Origin of the sequence: Hymenobacter sp. PAMC 26628 (genome assembly GCF_001562275.1) — a bacterium.
Taxonomy (GTDB): domain Bacteria; phylum Bacteroidota; class Bacteroidia; order Cytophagales; family Hymenobacteraceae; genus Hymenobacter.
In genome coordinates, this window is sequence record NZ_CP014304.1 from 4,822,328 (window position 1) to 4,838,491 (window position 16,164).

Sequence of the window (16,164 nt, forward strand, 5' to 3'; positions counted from 1 at the left end):
TTGCTCATTTTTCACCCCATGAACTCCTTGTTTCGCTGCTCCTTCTCTCGCCCATTTGCGCTGGCTGCCGCGGCTGGCCTACTGGCTGCTGGCCTTGCCGGCTGTTCGGCCAAGGCCGAAAAAGACACTGCTGAGGCCCCGCCCATCGTGCCTGTGGTCACGCTGAAAACCTCCAGCCAATCGCTGCACCGCGACTACGTGGCCGATGTGCAGGCCGTGCGCAATGTGGAGGTGCGGGCCCAGGTGGCGGGCTTTCTGGAGCACATTTACGTGGAAGAAGGCAAGCCCGTGAAGAGGGGCCAGCTGCTGTTTCGCCTGAACGCCAGCGCCTACCAGAACAAGCTGGCCCAGGCCCGCGCCGCCGTGGCCAGCGCCCAGGCCCAGGCCGCGGCCGTGCGCGTGGAGCGCGACCGGGTACGCCTGCTGGTGGACAAGAACGTGATTGCCAAGTCTGAATCGGCGCTCTCGACGAGCAAGGTGAACGACGCCGACGCCCAGATTGCCGCCGCCCGCGCCGGCGAGGCCGCCGCCCGCCTCAGCCTGAGCTACACCCTGGTTAAGGCCCCGTTCGACGGCGTCATCGACCGCATTCCGCTCAAAATGGGCAGCGTGGTGGAAGAAGGAACCTTGCTCACCACGGTATCGGATCTAAGCGCCGTATTTGCCTACTTCGATGTGGCCGAGGGCAACTACATGGACTACAACAAGGCTCACCAGCTGCACCCCGAGCAGCACCCCGATTCGGTGCACCTCACGCTGGCCAACGGCGAGCAATACCCCCTCACCGGCCACATCGAAACTGCCGAGAGCGAGTTCAACCCCAACACCGGCTCCATCGCCCTGAAGGCCCGCTTTGCTAACCCGCAGCGGCTGTTGCGCCACGGCGCCTCGGGCAAGGTGCGCCTCACCAGCGGCCTGCCCACGGCCCTGCTGTTGCCCCAAAAGGCCGTATTTGAGATTCAGGACAAAAACTACGTGTACGTGGTGGACCGGAACGGCCTGGTGCACACCCGCAACTTTGTGCCGCAGACGCGCTTGGGCGATTTCTACGTGGTGAAAGAAGGCCTGAAATCGGGCGAGCGGGTAGTATACGAAGGGGCCCCGGAGCTGCACGACGGCCAGAAAATCCAGGTCAAGGCCGTGCTGGTGGACCTGGCCACGGCCGTGCAGTAGGGCCCCAGGACGCTACTGGCCACACCAGTTTGTCATGCTGAACGCAGTGAAGCATTTCTACTGCGCTACTAATCAATGGGTACTGCTGCTGTAGAGATGCTTCACTGCGTTCAGCATGACGGCGTTTTCCGCACCTCCTCCCTTAAGTAAGCCTCATCTATGTTCGACATTTTCATTCGCCGGCCGATACTCTCGCTGGTCATCTCCGTGTTCCTGGTGCTGCTGGGCGGGCTGGCGCTGTTCACGCTGCCCATCACGCAGTTCCCAGACATCGTGCCGCCGTCCGTGACCGTCACGGCCAAATACACCGGGGCCAACGCCGAGGTGTGCGCCAAGGCCGTGGCCACGCCGCTGGAGCGCGCCATCAACGGCGTGCCGGGCATGACCTACATGAACTCGGTGAGCTCGAACAACGGCGTGACACTCATCACGGTGTTCTTTGAGGTGGGCACCGACCCCGACCTGGCGGCCGTGGGCGTACAAAACCGCGTGACGACCGTGATTGACGAGCTGCCCGAGGAGGTAATCAAGGCCGGCGTGACGACGGAGAAAGAGGTAAACTCCATGCTGCTCTACCTCAACATTACGAGCGATGATAAGTCGGCGGGCGAGAAGTTTATCTACAACTTCGCCGACATCAACGTATTGCAGGAGCTGAAGCGCATCAACGGCGTGGGGTTTGCCGAGATTATGGGCTCGCGCGAGTACTCGATGCGGGTGTGGCTGAAGCCCGACCGCATGGCCGCCTACCAGGTGGGCACCGACGAGATTGTGGCCGCCATTCGGGCCCAGAACGTGGAGGCCGCCCCCGGCAAATCGGGCGAAAGCTCGGGCGGCAAGGCCCAGCAGTTGCAGTACGTGCTGCGCTACACCGGCAAGTTGTTCGAGCCCGACCAGTACCGCAACATCGTGCTGCGCTCGAACCCCGACGGCTCGGTGCTGCGCCTAAAAGCGGTGGCCGACGTGGAATTTGGCTCGCTTACCTACGGCATGTCGTCGAAGAACGACGGGCAGCCCTCGGCGGCCATCATGCTGAAGCAGCGGCCCGGCTCGAACGCCAGTGAGGTGATTGCCAACGTGAAAGCCCGCATGGCCGAGCTGCAAGCCACCAGCTTTCCGCCCGGCATGAAGTACAGCATTTCGTACGACGTGTCGCGCTTCCTCGACGCCAGCATTCACGAGGTGCTGCGCACGCTGGTGGAGGCGTTCGTGCTGGTATTCATCATCGTGTACCTGTTTTTGCAGGACTGGCGCTCCACGCTCATTCCGGCGCTGGCCGTGCCGGTGGCGCTCATCGGCACGCTGGCCTTCATGCAGATGCTGGGCTTTTCGATTAACCTGCTCACGCTCTTCGCGTTAGTGCTGGCCATCGGCATCGTGGTCGATAACGCCATTGTGGTGGTGGAGGCCGTGCACGCCAAGATGCAGGAGAAGCACATGGACGCCCGCGCCGCCACCTACGAGGCCATGCACGAAATCAGCAGCTCGCTGATTGCCATCACGTTGGTGATGTCGGCGGTGTTCATCCCGGTGTCGTTCATGGATGGGCCGGTGGGCGTGTTCTACCGCCAGTTCTCGCTCACGCTGGCCATCGCCATCGTCATTTCGGGCGTCAATGCAGTGACGCTGACACCGGCATTGTGCGCGCTCATGCTCAAGCACCAGGAGGGCGAACGCACGGGTTTAGTGGGCAAGTTTTTCAAAGGTTTTAATAACAAGTATGAAGGCCTCGCCAATGGCTACCAGAAGCTGCTGCACGGCATTGCCGGCCGCCGCGTGGTGACGCTGGGGGCCCTGCTCCTGTTTTTCGGGGCCACCTGGGGCATCAGCCGCATCCTGCCCTCGGGCTTCATCCCGACCGAGGACCAGGGCATGGTGTACATCAACGTGACCACGCCCGCCGGGGCCACCGTGGAGCGCACCGAGGCCGTGCTGGCCCAGGTGCAGCGCATTGCCCAGAAGCTCAAGCCAGTAGAATCGGTTTCGACGCTGGCCGGGTATAGTCTGGTAAACGAAGTGGCCGGCGCCAGCTACGGCATGGGCATGATTAACCTCAAGGGCTGGGAAGAGCGCGACCAGTCGGTGGCCGAGTTTATTAAAGAGCTGGAAGAGAAGACCAAAGGCATCGCCGATGCCGACATTCAGTTCCTGCCGCCGCCCACGGTGCCGGGCTTCGGCAACAGCAGCGGCTTCGAGCTGCGGCTGCTGGACAAGTCGGGCCGCGGCGACTTGCAGCAGACGGCCAAGGTGTCGAAAACTTTTCTGGCGGCGCTGCAAAAGGAACCGGCCATCAACGGCGCCTTCACCGGTTTCGACCCCAACTTCCCGCAGTACCTCATCCACGTAGACCAGGACATGGCCGCCAAAAAGGGCGTGACCGTGGACCAGGCCATGAGCACCCTGCAAACGCTGCTCGGCAGCTACTACGCCAGCAATTTCATTCGCTTCGGCCAGATGTACAAGGTGATGGTGCAGGCCAGCCCCGAGTACCGCGGCCGACCTGACGACCTGCTGGCCCTGCACGTCAAAAACAACCGCGGCGAGCTGGTGCCCTTCTCCACGTTCGTGCGGTTGGAGCGCGTGTTTGGCCCCGACCAGCTGACGCGCTACAACATGTACACCTCGGCCATGATCAACGGCGACGCCGCCGCCGGCCACAGCTCGGGCGACGCCATTACGGCCATCCAGCGGGTAGCAGCCAAGGTGCTCCCCAAAGGCTTCTCCTATGAGTGGAGCGGCATGACGCGCGAGCAAATTTTGAGCGGCGACCAGGCGCTCTACGTGTTCGCGCTCGTGTTGGTATTCGTGTACCTGCTGTTGGCCGCGCAGTACGAAAGCCTGTTGCTGCCGCTGCCCGTGCTACTGAGCCTGCCCACCGGCGTGTTTGGCGCCTTCTTGAGCCTCAAGCTGTTGGGCCTCGAAAATAACATTTATGCCCAGGTGGCGCTGGTGATGCTCATCGGCCTGCTGGGCAAAAACGCCATCCTCGTCATTGAGTTTGCCGAGCAGCGCCGCCGCGCCGGGGCCACCGTGCTGGAGGCCGCCGTGCTGGGGGCCGTGTCGCGCCTGCGGCCGATTCTGATGACCTCGTTCGCCTTCATCGCGGGCCTCATTCCGCTGGTGACGGCCAGCGGCGCGGGGGCCCTGGGCAACCGCTCCATTGGCACGGCCGCGGCGGGCGGCATGCTCATCGGCACCGTGTTTGGCATGGTGCTGATACCGGGGCTCTACGTGCTGTTTGCCAGCTTCGAGAAGGTGAAGAACCTGGATGCCGACGCCCCAAACACAACGCCCACCCCGGCCGCGCGCCCCGAACCGGCGGCCGCGTTGGTGGCCCATTAAGGGCGCCTACCGCCCGCCTCGCTTCTCCCCCACGACAACCCGTTTTGCATGCGCCCGCTCTTTGCCGCTTTTTTTAGTTTCAGTCTGCTTTTACTGGCCGGTGGCTGCCGTGTGGCGGCCCCCGCTGGTCCCGCGGCCTCACCCGGGGCCCCCAAAACCTTTACCCAGGTCCCCCTGGCCGACACCGCCAGCGTGGGCGCCACGCCGTGGCGGCAGTTTTTCCAGGACCCCGCCTTGGTGGGCCTCATCGACACAGCTTTGCGGCAGAACCTCGATTTGCAGGTAGCCGTGCAGCGGGTGGAAGTGTTTCAGGCGCAGTACCTGGCCCGGCGCGGGGCGCTGTTTCCGTCGGTAACGGCCACGGGCAATGTCGGCCTCGACCGCTACGGCCGGTACACCATGACGGGCGTGGGCAACTACGACACCAACCTTTCGCAGAACATCGACGGCAACCAGCGCGTGCCCACCAGCCTCACGCCCGACTACTTCGTGGGCCTGCGCAGCTCGTGGGAAATTGACCTGTGGGGCAAGCTACGCAGCCGCCGCAAGGCTGCTTACCTGCGCGTACTGGGCTCGAAACAGGGCCGCAACCTGGTGGTAACCAACGTAGTGGCCGACGTGGCGCGGGCCTACTACGAGCTATTAACCCTTGACAACCAACTGGCTACGCTGCTGCGCAACGCCCGCTTCCAGCAGGAAGGCCTGCGCCTGATTCGCATTCAGAAGCAAGCCGGCCGCGTGACCGAGCTGGCCGTGCAGCAGTTTGCCGCCCAGGCCCTGCGCACCGAGAGTCTGGCCTACGGCACCCGCCAGCGCATCACCGAAACCGAAGCCAGTCTCAACCAGCTGCTGGGGCGCTACCCGCAGCCCATCGGCCGGGGCCCCGCGCTGCCCAATCAGCAGGGCCTGCCCACCCGCCTCGGAGCCGGCCTGCCCGCCACGGCGCTGCTGCGCCGCCCCGACGTGCGCCAGGCCGAGCTGGAGCTGCGCGCCACCAGCGCCGACGTGGACGCCGCCCGCGCCGCCTTTTTGCCCAGCCTCACCCTCACGCCCTACCTGGGCCTCAACGCGTTCCGGGCCAACCTGCTGCTCGATGCCGGCTCCGTGACCTACGGCATCATCGGGGGCCTGGCGGGCCCCATCCTCAACCGGGCGCAGTACCGGGCCGACTTCCGCCAGGCCGTGGCCAACAACTACGAAGGCTACTACCGCTACCAGCAGGCGCTGCAAACCGGTTTCCGCGAGGTGGTGGTGGGCCTGCGGGGCCTCGAAAATTACCGCGCCGTGGCCGACCTCCGCGCCCGCGAAGTAGCCCAGTTGCAAAGCGCTGTAGCTACATCCAACGAGTTGTTTGTGGCCGGCTATGCCTCTTATTTAGAAGTGATTACCGCCCAGCGTAGCGTACTCGAAGCTGAGCTGAGCCTCGCCGATGCCCGCCAGGAGCAGCTGCTACAAAGCGTAAACCTCTACCGCGCCCTTGGCGGCGGTTGGCAGTAGGGGCCCCAACCTTAGGGGTCGAAAACCGAAGCCGGACGTTATCAATTCGTCCGGCTTTTTGTTTGTAGCACTCACTTTTAGCGCTCTTCCCGATGTCTGTTACCACCGCCCCCGTTCTTACCGCCGACCAGTTGGCCGCTGGCCTTACCTACGCTGCCTACCGCCAGCACATCACCGCAGTGCTGGCCGCCCAGGGCCCCGACCCGCAGCTGGCCAAAATGCTGCCCCACTACCGAGAGGGCGAGGCCCGCATGAACGCCCTGGTCCCCACGGTGGCCGTGCTGCCCGAGCTGCAAGCGGCCTTGCAACGCATTGCGGGGCAATACGTTTGGGTAGTTATCACCGAAGGCTGGTGCGGCGATGCGGCCCAGCTCGTGCCCGTGATTGAGGCCGTAGCCCAGGCCAGCAACGGCCGCCTCGCCACTCGCTACTTCCTGCGCGACGCCAACCCCGACCTCATCGACCGCTACCTCACCAATGGCGGCCGCGCCATCCCGATGACCGTCTTGCTCCGCGCCGACTCGATGGCCGAGGCCGCCGTGTGGGGCCCCCGCCCGGCCCCCGCCCAAGCCCTGTTCCAAACCCTGAAAGCCAGCCAAACGCCCTTCGCCGAGCTGGCCGCCCAGCTCCACGGCTGGTACGCCCAGGATGCCACCCGCACCACCCAGCACGAGCTGCTGGCGCTGGTGCAGCAGTTAGGTTAGGCTGCTTGGGGCCCTAACTCGCCCACACCGGGGTCCAGTTAGACCCATTTTATTAACCCAAAAAAGGCCGTTCCCTGCGCAGGGAACGGCCTTTTTGGGTTTAGCAAGATTGTAATTAATTCAGTGGCGTTAGTCCCAAGTCAGTTGCCTGAACGTTGTCCACCGTGATGCCCGTGCGCACCACGTTTTTATACGCTGGCTGGCCGGCCGGGGCCCCCACAGTTGGGAAGAACTGCACTTGGTACGTACCCGCTGGCAGGCCCCGCAATTGGAAGGCGCCTGAGGCGTCGGCATACGTGCTCACCGTGTCGGGACCCAGGATGGACGAGCGAATGGCTAGTACTTGAGGCCGCGCCGCTGCCGGGCTCACGAGGCCGCCCAAGCCGCCTTTGAGGTCCTGGGCCACCAGCCGGATGACCGGCTTTAGCAGGTAGCGCTCCTTTTTGTCGTTGCCGGCCTTCCAGTTACCGCGCTCCACGATGGACTTGGCCACGTCGAAATCGAGCAGCAGCTGAAACGTTTCGCGCTGCTTCAGCGTGACCTTGTCGAGCTTGAGTTTTACGCCCGAGGTTTGGCCGCTGGGCGTTTTCAGGTCGTATTGCTGGCCGTCGGTGCCCACCACGTAGCTGTTGGGGCCCAGGATGAGCCGGATTTCCTTCAAGTCGCCGGGCGCGAAGTCGGTGTTCACCAACAGGGCCGATTTACCGTTCACGTAGTCGAGCACGTTCACGGTTTGGGGCGTGAAGTTCAGCGTTTGCCAGCCGTCGGGGTTGCCTTCGTCCTTGAGGTGCACTTCAATCTGGCGCACGTCCAGTACCACGCTGTTGAAGTTACCGGGGGCGTCCGTCAGCCGCACTTCCAGCTTGGCCGCGGTGGCGCTGGGGTCGTCCGACGTGCTTTTCGAGCAGCTTGCCAAACCCAGCAGCGCCGCGCCGGCCAAGCCCAGGAAAGAATAATTTTTCATAAGGTGGTGGTAAAAAAGAAGAGATAAGGTGAACAGGAAATGCTAAAAGAGAACAATAGGCAGAATAAACAGGATGCAAAAACGCTCCGATAACCAATTGGTTATCGGAGCGTTCCGTTCAAAAACCCTGCCGGAAGAACCGGCCTTACTTCCTCGTGGTATCGGCGGCGGCCGGAGCAACAGCGGGCGCAGCAGCTTTCTTGCGGCCCCCAAACAGGCTGTTCAGGCCCGCGCCTATGGCTTGCTTGGCTTTCTCCTGGGCCTCCAGCTTCTTCTTTTGCAGCTCCAGGTTCAGCTGCTCCTGCGAGTTTTGCTGGGTGGTGGCGGTGGCTTTCTGGGTGCTGTCGGTCTTTGCCCGGTTCTTGGTGGCCAGGCCCAGCAGGGCGTCGGTAAGCTTGGTCTTCACCACATTCGTCACGATGGCCTTGCCCTGGTCCTTGAGGCTGCCGCTGGTCAGCTTCACCACCGGGCTCGCCATGCTGCCCCCGATGTTCAGGCCCAGCGTCACCCGGTCGGTGCCCTGGATGTTTTGCACGCCAGTGAGCTGCGTGAGCTTGCCGCTCAGCGCATTGCCCAGTTTGCCGGTGGGCGCGTTGATGGCCGTGACGTAGGACAGCAGGCCCGCCAAGCTATTCGAGCCTCCCACCGTCATCTTCACGTCGCCAATGGCCAGGTCGAAGGGCTTCACCACGAAGTTGCCGTTCACAATCTGGGCGTTCACAATCTTGTTCAGCACTTGCAGGTTTTTGAGCTCGGGCAAGGTCGTCAGGCTCGAAATCTGGCTCAGCACCGGCGACTGCAACACGCTGGCCTTCACGATGTCAAACAAGCCCGTGCCGCTCAGCGTGCTCAGCTTGGGGAACATGTCCTGGCCCATTTCGCCACTCACGTTGAAGTTGGTGCCGAACACGCCCTGCACTGCTGCGGCCAGCGGCACCAGCGCTTTCACCGTGTTGAAAGCCTTGAAAGCGTTCTGGAAATCGAGGTTTTTAATGTTCAACCCAAGGTCGAACTTGGGGTGCGCCAGGTTTTGGGTGTTGTAGCTGCCGGTGGTGCCAAAAGTGGCCCCCAGCGTGTTGAAAGTCAAGTCCTTCAGCGTAGCAATCTGGTTGTTCACGGCCACCGTGCCGCTGGCGTTGGTCAGTTTCAGGTTGTCGTAGGTTACGTTGTCCACCTTGCTGTTCAGCACCAGGTCGAAGAACTTCGGGATTTCCAGCACGCCGGTGGCCTTCGCCGGGGCCCCCTGGCCGGTGGCGGTCGACTTGTTGCTCACCGGGTCCACCATCCACTCGTTGGCGTTGAAGTTGTGCGAGGTCACGTTCATCGTGCCCTTCAGCGCCTGGCCCGGCGTGAAGAGGTAGCCCAGGTAGTTGCTCACCGTGCCGTTGGCGGCAAAGTCGGAGCTGCCGGCCGTGCCGTTCACGTTTTGCAGCACAATCTGGTTGTTGTTGAACGTGCCCGCCGCGCTGCTGATGTTCACGCCCTGCGGCAGGTCTTTGCTCTTGTATGTCACATTCTTGGCCTGCACCGTGCCGCTGGCTTTCACGTTCTGGTAGCGGCCGGCTTCCACGTCGGCCATATTGCCGGCGGCGGCGATGTTGCCCGATACGCGCCCGGTCACGGTCATGCCCGCCAGCGGGAAAATCTTGGTGATTTTGGTCAGGTCCACCGTGCCCTTCACGTTGGCGTCGAACACCGGCTGGTTGATGTTGTGGGCCGTGAGGCGGCCGTCGAGCGGCTCGCCCTCCAGCACCATGTGGAACTGGGGCAGGTTCACGTAGGTATCGTTCACCTGGCCTGTGGTGTTCACCACCGTCCCGCTCAGGTTGATGTCCTCAATCGGGGCCGGAAACTTGTTCGACTTCACGTAGCCGTTGGTCATTTTGATGGCGGCGTTCACCACCGGCATCTGCGTTTTCGAGTAGGTGCCCTTGCCCGTGGCGTCCACCGCCAGCTGGCCGCGCATGCTGAGGCCCGGCACCGGGTACACCTTCAGGGCCTCGGCCAGGTTCACGTTGGCTTTCACACGGCCGTCGACCTTCATCGGCTCCAGGCCGTCGATGGTCACGTTGCCGTCCACGGGGTTGGGCCCCAGGTCGAGGTGAAACTGCGACACGTTCACTTTCACGTTGTTGGTGAAGCCCGAGGGGTTGTCCACCACCAGTTGAACGTTGATGTTCTTGGCTTCCTGCGGCAGGTCGGGGTACTTGAAGCGGCCGTTGGTTACGGCCAGGTTCACGCCGTAGCCGGGCATCCGCAGCTTGTTTTGCGTGCCCTTGTAGTAGCCGTCGAAGGCCACTTGGCCGCTGGTTTCCACGTTCTTAAACTTGTCGGTGTACACGCCCGGCACCAGGCTGAGCAGAGTTTTGAAGTCCGTTTCCAGGGCCCTAAACGTCACGTCGTAGGTAATGTCCGTGGCATTCGGCAGCCCAATGGCCCCGGCAAAGCTGAACGGGAAGTCGTTGAGCTTGATCTTGTTGTCTTTGAAGGTGTACAGGTTTTTGTTCAGGTCCATGTTCATCGTCACGTCGGCGTCGAGCTTTTTGTCCGTCACGTAGGCCACGCCGCCGTAGGTCATGTCGAGGCGGCCGGCCGTGGTTTTCGACGTCATCTCGAACACGTTGCTGGCGAAGTCGCCGCTGCCGGTGTGGTTCACCTGGCGGGCCTCCATGCGGAAGGGCAGCGTCAGGTCTTCGTAGCGCAGGTGGCCGTCGGTCACTTTCCAGCCCTTGATGGCCAGCCGCACCTGGCTGGTGTCCTGGCCTTTGGCGGCGGCGGCCGAGTCCGAAATCATCACGTCCCAGTTGGTCCGCCCGCTTTTTAGCACCCGCAGGCTGACGTCGGGCCGGTCCAGCTCCACGTTGTTGATTTTGATTTCCTGTCCCTTAAGGACCGTCATCACGTCGAGGCCCACGCGCAGGCTGGGCAAGTAGGCCAGCGTGTCGCGGCCGAACGAGTCGAGCCCAATCACGCGCAGATTCTTGATGTCCAGCGTCAAATCCGGGAAGGAGTGGAGCACGCTCACGTCGATGCTATTCGGGTCGTACTGCACTTTGGCGCGCACACGTTGGGCAATCTGCTTGTCGGCCAGGGCCCTTAGCCGGTCTTTAAATAAGAACGGCGCGGCTACCACGGCCGCCAGCAGCAGCACCACCACTATTCCCAAACCAATCAGAATCTTCCGCATAGCCAGTCGTACTAAAGTGAATCGGGCAAAAATAGAACGGCCGCCCATTGCCCCACCTTAAACGGCGGGCTCGGGCCCCAGTGTTCATTTCCGGGGCCCCCGGCCGTACTTTCGTTGGCCGGCCGTACCAAAACCGGGCCCAACTGCGTTTTGCCTGCCCTTATGCTTTGCTCTCTTCCACTGCGCGGGGCCCCGGCCCGCTGGCTGGGGCGCGGCGCGGCGCTGCTGCTGGCCGTGGGCCTGGCCGCGCCCGCCGCCCAGGCCCAGGACGTGTATTTTTCGCAACCCTTCGCCACGCGCCTGCACGCCAACCCGGCCTTCACCGGCCTGATTGACGACTACAGCGTGACGCTGAGCTACCGCAACCAGCTGCCCACGCTGGCGGGCTCGTTTGTGACGACCCAGGCCGCGGCCGACTGGCGGCCCGACAAGCCCGGCCAACACCACGCCTTCGGCCTACTCGTGGACCAGGACCGGGCGGGCTCCGTGGGCTACACCCGCATCCAAGCCGGGGCCCTGTACGCCTACCACACCCGCCTGACCCGGCAGGTGGCCCTGAGCGGGGGCCTGCGCGCCAGCTACGGCCGCCAGCGCGTGAGCTACGGCAACTTCACGTTCGGCGACCAGATTTCGGCCGACGGCCAGCTCACGGGGCCCTCGGCCGAGGCCATCGACTTCGCGCCCAGCAACTACCTCAGCGTGGGCACCGGCGTAGTACTGTACTCCGACCAGGCTTGGCTGAGCATTGCCGGGCAGCACCTCAACCAGCCCAGCCTAGGGTTTCGGGCCCAAAGCCAGCTGCCACTGCTGCTGAACGTGAGCGGCGGCTACAAATTTTTTGTCCTGAAACCGGGCCCCGGCCGGGCCACCCGCGAGTTGAGTTATACGCCCGTGGCGGCCTACAGCCGGCAGGGCGGCTCGCAGCGCGTCGAGGCCGGATTGTATTTCACCGCGTCGCCCATCACGCTGGGGGCCGTGTACCGCAACCTTTTTGGCAACACTGGCGTTGGGCCGCAGCACGTGCTAGCCGTAGTGGCGGGGGTACAGACCGGGGGCCTGCGCCTGGGCTATAGCTACGACGTGGGCCTGAGTAGCTTAAGCGCAAATTTGGGCGGGGCCCACGAAATAACTTTAGCCATTAGGGCGTTTGACAAGCTCGAAAATGCCTACCAACGCTTGCACCGGAGAAATTATCCTATCGCGCCTTGCCCAGCATTCTAGATTCTTTGTAATATTGCATTTAAATTGCAACCGAATTAATACTGATAACGATTTCTCACCCCTAGTTGAACTAGTCCAGTCATGAAATTATCCAACTATCTATGCCTGGGCGCACTCGCACTCGGGGGCTTTTCAAGCTGCAAGCCGGGCGTCAGTGCGACCAACCCCGGCAAGGAGTCGTCGACCACGGGGGTCGAATACAACACCGAAAAGGGCATGCAGGTGTCCAGCTACAAGGGCATTCCGGCCGGCCCGGGCCTCGTGTTCATCGAGGGTGGCCGCACCGTACTGGGCACCCAGGAGGAGGACGTGACGCTCTCGCACGACAACATGGAGCGCACCGTCACCATTGCCTCGTTCTATATGGACGAAGCCGAGGTGGCCAACATCCACTGGCTGGAATATTTGCACTTTATCCGCACCGACTCGGCGGAGGAGTTTTATAAGTCGGCCCTGCCCGACACCACCGTGTGGGCCCGCGACCTGTCGTTCAACGACCCCTACGTAACGTATTACCTGCGCTACCCCGGCTTCCGCTTCTTCCCCGTGGTGGGCGTGAGCTGGCTGCAAGCCAACGACTATTGCACCTGGCGCACGGCCAAGGTGAATGAGGGCTTTGCTGCTAAAGCAGGCGGCTCAGGCAAAAAAAGTGGGGGATTGTTCTCGCGCAAAAAGAAAGACACCGCTGCCGAAGGCACCGCGTCTGCTGATAGCAAGAACCGCATCTCCATCGAAAACGGCAACACGCTGCCCAACTACCGCCTGCCCACCGAGGCCGAGTGGGAATACGCCGCCCTGGCCCTCATCGGCACCCAGGAAGTGGGCAACGAAAACCAGGAGGAAAAACGCATTTACCCCTGGGACGGCCGCACCACCCGCAACGCCTACGGCAGCAAGCAGGGCCAGTTCTTGGCCAACTTTAAGCGTGGCCGCGGCGACTACGCCGGCATTGCCGGCAGCCTGAACGACGGCGCCATGATTACGGAGCAGATTTATGCCTACCCGCCCAACGACTACGGCCTCTACAACATGGCCGGCAATGTGAACGAGTGGGTGCAGGACGTGTACCGCCCCCTCTCGTACCAGGACGTGGAAGACCTGAACCCCTTCCGCCGCAACGGCGTGCTGGACCCCGCCGATAAGTACGACAAGAAAGGTTACCAGTCGCTGATCGACGACAAAGTGCGCGTGTACAAAGGCGGCTCGTGGCGCGACGTGGCTTATTGGCTCTCGCCCGGCACCCGCCGCTTCATGGCCCAGGATTCGGCCACGGCCACCATCGGTTTCCGCTGCGCGATGATCAACGCCGGCAGCAACAAGTAGGACCGCAGATTACGTGGATTTAACGGATAAGAACGGATTCGAGAGGCTCCGTTCTTAGTTTCAAAGCAAAAAAAGGCGACCCGTACGGGTCGCCTTTTTTTGCTTTGAAATCCTCATAATCACCTATTGTACAGCGTTTACTTAGTAGAAACAGGGACCCTCGAATCCGTTCTTATCCGTTAAATCCACTTAATCTGCGGTCAAGCGCACGCGATGGTGGCAATGCTGATTTCCAGGGCCCCGGCAGCAAGCAGGGCCGCGCCGCAGGCTTCGAGGGTGGCGCCGGTGGTCAGCACATCGTCGACGAGCAGCACGCGGCGGCCGGCTACCGACGCGGCGTCGGCGGCTTCGAATACGGTGGCCACGTTGTCCCAACGCTCGGCGCGGTTTTTCTTGGTTTGGGTGGCCGTGTGGGCGGTGCGGCGCAGGGCAGGGGCCCAGGGCAAGGCCAGGCCGGCGGCTAGGCCTTCGGCAAATACTTCGGCCTGGTTGAAGCCGCGCTTGGCTAGCTTACGCGGGTGCAGCGGCACGGGTACGATGAGGTCGAAGTCGGCTGCCAAGCCTGCCGCGGCTAACTCGGCGCCGTAGAGGCGGCCCAAGGCCGTGCCCACGTCGCGCTGGCCGCCGTACTTGAGGCCATGCAGCAGGCGCTGCACCCGGCCCTGGCGCACAAACCGCAAGTAGCTGAGGGCGTGGCGCACCGGCAGTTTGCCCCAGAAGCGGCGGCCCAGCGGATTGGCTTCGGGCGGCAGGCGGTGGAAATCGGTGTAGGGCAGCTCGGCGCGGCAGTTGGTGCAGAGGTGCGCCTCGCCCCGGGCCAGCGGCTCGCGGCAGGCCGGGCACAAGCGCGGGAAAACCAGGCCCACGAAGTCGGCCAGCCAGGAGCGGAGCATGGGCGTAAATTTGCGTTTTAGTTGTTGGGGCCCCAGAACGTCACGCTTCACTGCGCGGACGCTAGATGAACATGACATTCTGGGGCCCCACTGAACAGCAAATAACCGATAATCTTACCATGTCCCAAGTAAACGAATTCAACGACTACCGCCAGCGGATGAACGAGAAGATTCTCGCCGCCGACAACAAGGTCATCAAGCGCTTTTTCAACCTCGACACCAACACCTACGTCGCCGGGGCCCTCGACGTGAAGACCAAGGAAATGCTGGGCCTGGCCTGCTCCCTGGTGCTGCGCTGCGACGACTGCATCAAGTACCACCTGGGCAAGTGCTTCGAGGAAAAGCTCTCGGACGAAGAAATTTACGAGGTGTTCGCCATCGCCAACCTCATCGGGGGCAGCATCGTCATCCCGCACTTCCGCCGCGCGGTGGAGTACTGGGAAATCCTGAAGGAGGAAGCCGGCCCGGGCCAGCCCGCGCCCGACCACGCCCACGCCCACGGGGGCCCCGCCGCATGAGCGACGACCTAAACCCGGCGCCGGAACACCTCGAGACCGAGGCCGATTTCGAGCACCGCTGGACCGCGCTGCTGGACGAGATGGAAACCCGCTTTGGCAAGCGCCCCGACCTGAACGCGCTGCTGCTGCTCATCGGCGTGCAGGAGCTGGGGCAGGGCGTGGCCGAATTCACCAAGGAGCAAAAGCAGGACCTGATGCACATCGCCACCTGCAAGCTCTTCAGCCTCAGCGGCCACTACGAGCTGGAGCGCGTGGACGAGGACGGCTGGCCGCACTACAAGCTGCTGCGCCCGGTGCCCTTCGCCTTCCTCAAAGAGCAGGAGCGCATGATGAAGTGGCACATGCTGGAGTATTTCAGCTTGGACGACTAAAGAATCAATTAATTATAAGGACGTCATGCAGAGCGCAGCGAAGCATCTTTTCCGCGTCACTAACTCATTCGTTGAACGATTGGGTTGGTAACGCGGAAAAGATGCTTCGCTGCGCTCTGCATGACGTCCTAAATTTTAAAGCAACCCACATTTGAAAATCATTTCTTACAATGTCAACGGCCTGCGCTCGGCCCTGAGCAAGGGGTTGCTCGACTGGGTGCAGCAGGCCGACCCGGACGTGCTCTGCCTCCAGGAAATAAAGGCCGGCGTGGGGCCCCTGGACGTGTCGGGCTTTGAGGCGCTGGGCTACTATGCCTACCTGCACCCCGCCCAAAAGCCCGGCTACAGCGGCGTGGCCACGTTCTCGAAAACCAAGCCCGTGGCCGTGGTGCACGGCTGCGGCACACCCGCCTACGACGACGAGGGCCGCGTGCTACGGCTCGATTTTGACGACGTGTCGGTGCTGAACACCTACATGCCCTCGGGCACAAGCGGGCTGGCGCGGCAGGCGTTTAAGGTGGAGTGGCTGCACTTTTTCCGGCGCTACGTGGCGGGGCTGCGGGCCGCGGGCGGGGCCCCGCTGCTCATCGGCGGCGACTTCAACTGCTGCCAGACCGAAATCGACCTGCACAACCCCAAGGCCAACCAGCAGAGTCCCGGCTACACGCCCGAGGAGCGCCAGTGGTTCCGCGATTTCCTCGCCGATGGCTTCGTCGATACCTTCCGCCACCACTACCCAGGGGCCCCCGGGCACTACTCGTGGTGGAGCTACCGGGCCGGCTCGCGCCCCCGCAACGTGGGCTGGCGCCTCGACCACTGGCTGGCCGACGCGGCCCTGCAACCGCGCCTGGCGGCGGCCGGCCTGCTGCCCGATGCCGTGCACTCCGACCACTGCCCGGCCTGGGTGGAACTCAATGGGTGAATGAGCGAATGAGTGAATCGGTGAATGAGGGCACTTTTTCATTCACCCA

Annotated in this window: 12 protein-coding genes; 9 read left to right on the plus strand and 3 right to left on the minus strand. The window is 62.8% G+C overall.

Annotated features, from left to right (window positions below; all coding sequences use genetic code 11):
- The first annotated feature begins 18 nt into the window (after positions 1-18).
- The 4 genes from AXW84_RS20875 to AXW84_RS20890 all read left to right on the plus strand — a co-directional run bounded on the left by AXW84_RS20875 (position 19) and on the right by AXW84_RS20890 (position 6,716).
- Positions 19-1,173: an efflux RND transporter periplasmic adaptor subunit gene (locus tag AXW84_RS20875; RefSeq protein ID WP_068237925.1), complete on the plus strand. Its 1,155-nt coding sequence runs from the start codon at positions 19-21 to the stop codon at positions 1,171-1,173.
- A gap of 159 nt (positions 1,174-1,332) precedes the next feature.
- Entirely contained in the window at positions 1,333-4,515 is a 3,183-nt protein-coding gene (locus tag AXW84_RS20880; protein ID WP_068237928.1) for an efflux RND transporter permease subunit, read from the plus strand.
- Positions 4,516-4,563: 48 nt separating this feature from the next.
- On the plus strand, positions 4,564-6,012 hold the full coding sequence (locus tag AXW84_RS20885) for an efflux transporter outer membrane subunit (protein ID WP_068237931.1): 1,449 nt from the start codon (positions 4,564-4,566) through the stop codon (positions 6,010-6,012).
- A gap of 92 nt (positions 6,013-6,104) precedes the next feature.
- Positions 6,105-6,716 (plus strand): thioredoxin family protein, encoded by a 612-nt coding sequence (locus AXW84_RS20890; RefSeq protein WP_068237934.1) that lies wholly within the window; start codon positions 6,105-6,107, stop codon positions 6,714-6,716.
- 115 nt (positions 6,717-6,831) lie between these two features.
- On the opposite strand, the gene AXW84_RS20895 is transcribed toward AXW84_RS20890, so the two are convergent.
- Positions 6,832-7,680, minus strand: coding sequence for a DUF4382 domain-containing protein (locus tag AXW84_RS20895; RefSeq protein WP_068237937.1), 849 nt, complete (start codon positions 7,678-7,680; stop codon positions 6,832-6,834).
- A 145-nt stretch (positions 7,681-7,825) separates the two neighbouring features.
- Positions 7,826-10,867, minus strand: coding sequence for an AsmA family protein (locus AXW84_RS20900; protein WP_068237940.1), 3,042 nt, complete (start codon positions 10,865-10,867; stop codon positions 7,826-7,828).
- A 162-nt stretch (positions 10,868-11,029) separates the two neighbouring features.
- Here AXW84_RS20900 and AXW84_RS20905 point away from each other — a divergent pair, with 162 nt between their 5' ends.
- Both AXW84_RS20905 and gldJ read left to right on the plus strand, forming a co-directional pair.
- Positions 11,030-12,088 (plus strand): PorP/SprF family type IX secretion system membrane protein, encoded by a 1,059-nt coding sequence (locus AXW84_RS20905; protein WP_157887168.1) that lies wholly within the window; start codon positions 11,030-11,032, stop codon positions 12,086-12,088.
- A gap of 81 nt (positions 12,089-12,169) precedes the next feature.
- Positions 12,170-13,411, plus strand: coding sequence for a gliding motility lipoprotein GldJ (gene gldJ / locus AXW84_RS20910; RefSeq protein ID WP_068237947.1), 1,242 nt, complete (start codon positions 12,170-12,172; stop codon positions 13,409-13,411).
- A 200-nt stretch (positions 13,412-13,611) separates the two neighbouring features.
- On the opposite strand, the gene AXW84_RS20915 is transcribed toward gldJ, so the two are convergent.
- Positions 13,612-14,304, minus strand: coding sequence for a ComF family protein (locus tag AXW84_RS20915; RefSeq protein WP_071892389.1), 693 nt, complete (start codon positions 14,302-14,304; stop codon positions 13,612-13,614).
- Positions 14,305-14,423: 119 nt separating this feature from the next.
- Here AXW84_RS20915 and AXW84_RS20920 point away from each other — a divergent pair, with 119 nt between their 5' ends.
- The 3 genes from AXW84_RS20920 (at position 14,424) to AXW84_RS20930 (ending at position 16,115) form a co-directional block, all read left to right on the plus strand.
- Positions 14,424-14,822, plus strand: a complete 399-nt coding sequence (locus tag AXW84_RS20920; RefSeq protein ID WP_068237949.1) for a carboxymuconolactone decarboxylase family protein — start codon at positions 14,424-14,426, stop codon at positions 14,820-14,822.
- Complete coding sequence (locus AXW84_RS20925; protein WP_068237952.1) at positions 14,819-15,193, plus strand: hypothetical protein; 375 nt, start codon at positions 14,819-14,821, stop codon at positions 15,191-15,193. The genes AXW84_RS20920 and AXW84_RS20925 overlap by 4 nt, the downstream gene beginning before the upstream one ends.
- A 151-nt stretch (positions 15,194-15,344) precedes the next feature.
- Positions 15,345-16,115, plus strand: coding sequence for an exodeoxyribonuclease III (locus tag AXW84_RS20930; RefSeq protein ID WP_068237956.1), 771 nt, complete (start codon positions 15,345-15,347; stop codon positions 16,113-16,115).
- Positions 16,116-16,164 lie beyond the last annotated feature (49 nt).